This window comes from Actinosynnema sp., from assembly GCF_052038725.1.
This window is the reverse complement of the sequence record NZ_JBQGCX010000990.1, coordinates 1-3,534: the sequence shown is the minus strand read 5'-3', so window position 1 is coordinate 3,534 and position 3,534 is coordinate 1. Positions and strand designations below refer to the sequence as shown.

Sequence of the window (3,534 nt, the reverse complement as noted above, 5' to 3'; positions counted from 1 at the left end):
GCTGGAGGCGCTGCAGAAGAAGGAGGCCGGCCTGCACGCGTCCCTGGCCGAGGCGGCGACCGACCCGGAGCGGCTGATGGCGCTGGGGGCGGAGCTGAAGGCCGTGCTGGCGGAGGCGGCGGAGGTCGAGGAGCAGTGGATGGAGGCGGCTGAGGCCGCTGAGTAGGACGAGGTCGGGGTGGGGGCGTGCGCTTCGGTGCACGCCCCCTTTTTTCTTGCGGGCCGGGACGCGGCGACCACAGCGCGGTCCGCGCGCCACCGGGGACGGCCGCGGGCGGACCGGTCCCCACCGGGCCCGCCGCGTCGCGAGCCCGGTTCTGCGGCCCGCTACTTGTTCTTGCGCTTCAGCTCGGCCACCAGCATCGGCATCAGCTCGTCGACGAAGGCGCAGTCGTAGCCCTGGCCCGCCGTCATCGCCAGGGCGAAGCGGGTCTTCTCGACCTCCTCCGAGGACGCGCCCAGCATCCCGTCCAGCGCGATGCCGACCTCCTCCAGCACCCGGTCGACCTGCGTGGTGCGGTAGCCGCGCTGGCCGGGGGAGGCGTCGGGGATGCGGATCGCCCGCAGCTGCTTCCACGACGTCACCACCGGCGGGCCCGCCGGTGGGGGCGGGGTCTGGGAGAGCTGCTTCTCCACCCTCGCCAGGAACGCGTCGACCTCGGTCTCGTCGTAGCCCCTGCGGCCGATCATCGGGCGGCTGAACTGGACCTCGCGGACGTCCGACGCGGTCAGGTCGTCCTGGCCCAGCAGGGTGTTCTCGATGCGGTCCAGGAACTTGTCCACCTGGGACTCCTGGTAGCCGCGCCTGCCCCTCGTCGGCTTGCCGAACCCGGCGGTCCGGACGTCGCGCGCGGTCAGCGGGGCGTCCTGCGCGTCCTGCGGCTCCTCGTCGGGCTCGTCCTGCGGGGCGTCCCGGCGCGAGTGGGTCGGGCGCAGGGACGTGGAGGACGCCGTCGCCGGGGACTCCGGGCGGTCGTCGGCGAACGCGGACGGGCGCACCGGCGGGAAACCGGCGGACGAGGCCGCCACCGGCGGGAAGCCCGCCGACGACGCGTTCACCGGCGGGAACCCGGCCGAGGAGGCTCCTGCCGGGGGGAACCCGGCCGACGGCGCCTTGACGGGCGGGAAACCGGCCGACGAGGCGCCTGCGGGCGGGAAGCCCGCCGACGACGAGCCCGCCGGGGGGAACGGGGACGAGCCCACGGTCGGGATGGCCGCCGTGGGGGCGTCGTGCACGGGGGTGAAGATCGACTGGGCGGACGGCTTCGCGGGTGGGAAGACCGGCGGTGGCGGCTTGACCGGGGGGAACCCGGCCGACGACGCGTTCACGGGCGGGAAGCCCGCCGAGGAGGCGTTCACGGGTGGGAAGCCCGCGGAGGACGCCCCCACCGGGGGGAAGCCCGCCGACGACGCCCCCGCGGGCGGGAAGCCCGTCGGGCGCTGGGTCGGGCCCGGCTGCTGCGGCCTCAGGTGCGGCTGGCCGCCGCGCGCCGGACCGCGCTCCAGGGTCAGCACGACCATGTCGAGGAACGTGTCCACGTCGTCCTCGTCGTACCCGATCTCCCCCGGCCCCACGTACGTGAAGTCCGCGTCCTGCACCTCGCGCGCCGTCAGCGAGTCCACCCCGGCCAGGGTCAGCTCGATCCGCTGGAGGAACGCGTCGACCTCGTCCTCCAGGTACCCCCGGTTCCCCGACCTCGGCTTGTGGAAGCGCACCGCGCGCACGTCCTGCGGGGACAGCGCGGGCGGCGTCGTCGCCGGTCTCATGCTCGTGGACGTCGCGTGCGCGCCCTGCGCGGGCGCCATCGCCTGACCGCGCTGCGGGGTCGACCGCAGCGTCTCGGCCACCAGCTCCAGGAACGCGTCCACCTCCGCCCCGTGGTAACCCGGCCGCGCGGGCCGGAACCGCATGGTCCTGACCTGCTGCTCCGTCACCTCGTCCCGGCCGAGCAGGGTCTGCTCGATCCGGTCGAGGAAGTTGTCCACCTGCGCCTCGTCGTAGCCCGGTTGACCGGGCGGCGGGCGGTGGAAGGTGACCTGACCCAGGTCCCGCGCCGTCAGCAGCGGAGCCGGGTGTGCCGGTCTGTGCTGCTGGCGCGCGCCGTGTGGCACGTCGTACCCGGCCCGATCCACCTGAACCTCCTTCACGATCCGTTCCGGGGAGTATCGCGTTACCCAGGGCGAATTGTTTCGCCCTAACGGATTAATACCAGTGTGTCGCTCTACGCTGACGAGCATGAGCCGGTTCGTGGACACCGTCGTGGCGACCGCAACAGGGGAACGGGGGACCCGCAGAGGCATGACAACCGGGGAGCCGAACGCCCCGGAGCACCGAACGTGGGCCCAGGTGCACGCGCGCGCCGCGCGCGTCGCGGGCGCCCTCGTGGAGGCGGGCGTCACACCCGGCGCGGCCGTCGCCGTGCTCGCGGGCGACCCCGCCGAGATCGCCCCCGCCGTGCAGGGCGCCTGGCTCGCGGGCGCCAGCACCACCATGCTCCACCAGCCGACAGCCCGCACCGACCTCGCCGAGTGGGCCGAGGACACCGTCCGGGTCCTCGGCATGATCGACTCCGGGCTGGTCCTGCTCGGCGCCCCCTTCGACGCCCTCTCGCCCGTGCTCGTCGAGCGCGGCATCGCCCACCACCGCATCACCGACCTCGACGCCGACCCGCTGACCACCCCCGTGGAGGTCCCCGAGAGCGCCACCGCCCTGCTCCAGCTGACCTCGGGCTCCACCGCCCACCCCAAGGCCGTCCGGATCACCCACGGCAACCTGTGGGCCAACATGGAGGGGATGCGCGAGGCCGTCCGCCTCGACCCCGAGGTCGACCGCATGGTCTCGTGGCTGCCGCTCTTCCACGACATGGGCATGGTCGGCTTCCTGACCCTGCCGATGCTCTACGGCGTCGACCTGGTCAAGGTCACCCCCGTCGACTTCCTCGGCCGCCCGGTGCTGTGGCCCGAGCTGATCAGCCGCCACCGGGGCACCATCACCGCCGCCCCGAACTTCGCCTACGCCGTCGTGGCCAAGCGGATGCGCGGCGTCGCCGACGGCGAGCTCGACCTGTCCTCGCTGCGCATCGCCCTCAACGGCGCCGAGCCCATCGACCCGGAGGCGGTCCGCTCGTTCACCGCCGAGGGCGCCCGCTTCGGCCTGCCCCCCGAGTCGGTGCTCTGCGCCTACGGCATGGCCGAGACCACCCTCGGCGTCGCGTTCGCGCCGGTGTTCACCGGCATGGCCGTGGACGTCGTGGACGCCGACCTGCTGGAGGCCGAGCGCCGCGCCGAGCCGTCCGCCGAACCCGGCGCCCGCTCGTTCGCGCTCCTCGGCCCGCCCCTGCCGGGACTGGAGATCCAGGTCGTCGACGACGCCGGGACCGTCCTCGGCGACCGCTCGGTCGGGCGGCTCCAGGTGCGCGGCGAGGCCGTCACGCCCGGCTACCTCACCGTCGACGGCCCGGTGCCCACCACCGGCCCCGGCGGCTGGCTCGCCACCGGCGACCAGGGCTACGTCGCGGGCGAGCCGGTCGTGGT

At 74.4% G+C, this 3,534-nt stretch carries 2 protein-coding genes; one reads left to right on the top strand and one right to left on the bottom strand.

Features of this window, described 5'->3' with window-relative positions; genetic code table 11:
• Window positions 1–327: 327 nt before the first annotated feature.
• Window positions 328–2,133 (bottom strand): DivIVA domain-containing protein, encoded by a 1,806-nt coding sequence (locus tag ACTUAL_RS21020; RefSeq protein ID WP_440901445.1) that lies wholly within the window; start codon window positions 2,131–2,133, stop codon window positions 328–330.
• 103 nt (window positions 2,134–2,236) lie between these two features.
• Here ACTUAL_RS21020 and ACTUAL_RS21015 point away from each other — a divergent pair.
• On the top strand, window positions 2,237–3,534 hold a 1,298-nt coding region (locus ACTUAL_RS21015), incomplete at its 3' end, for a fatty acyl-AMP ligase (protein WP_440901444.1).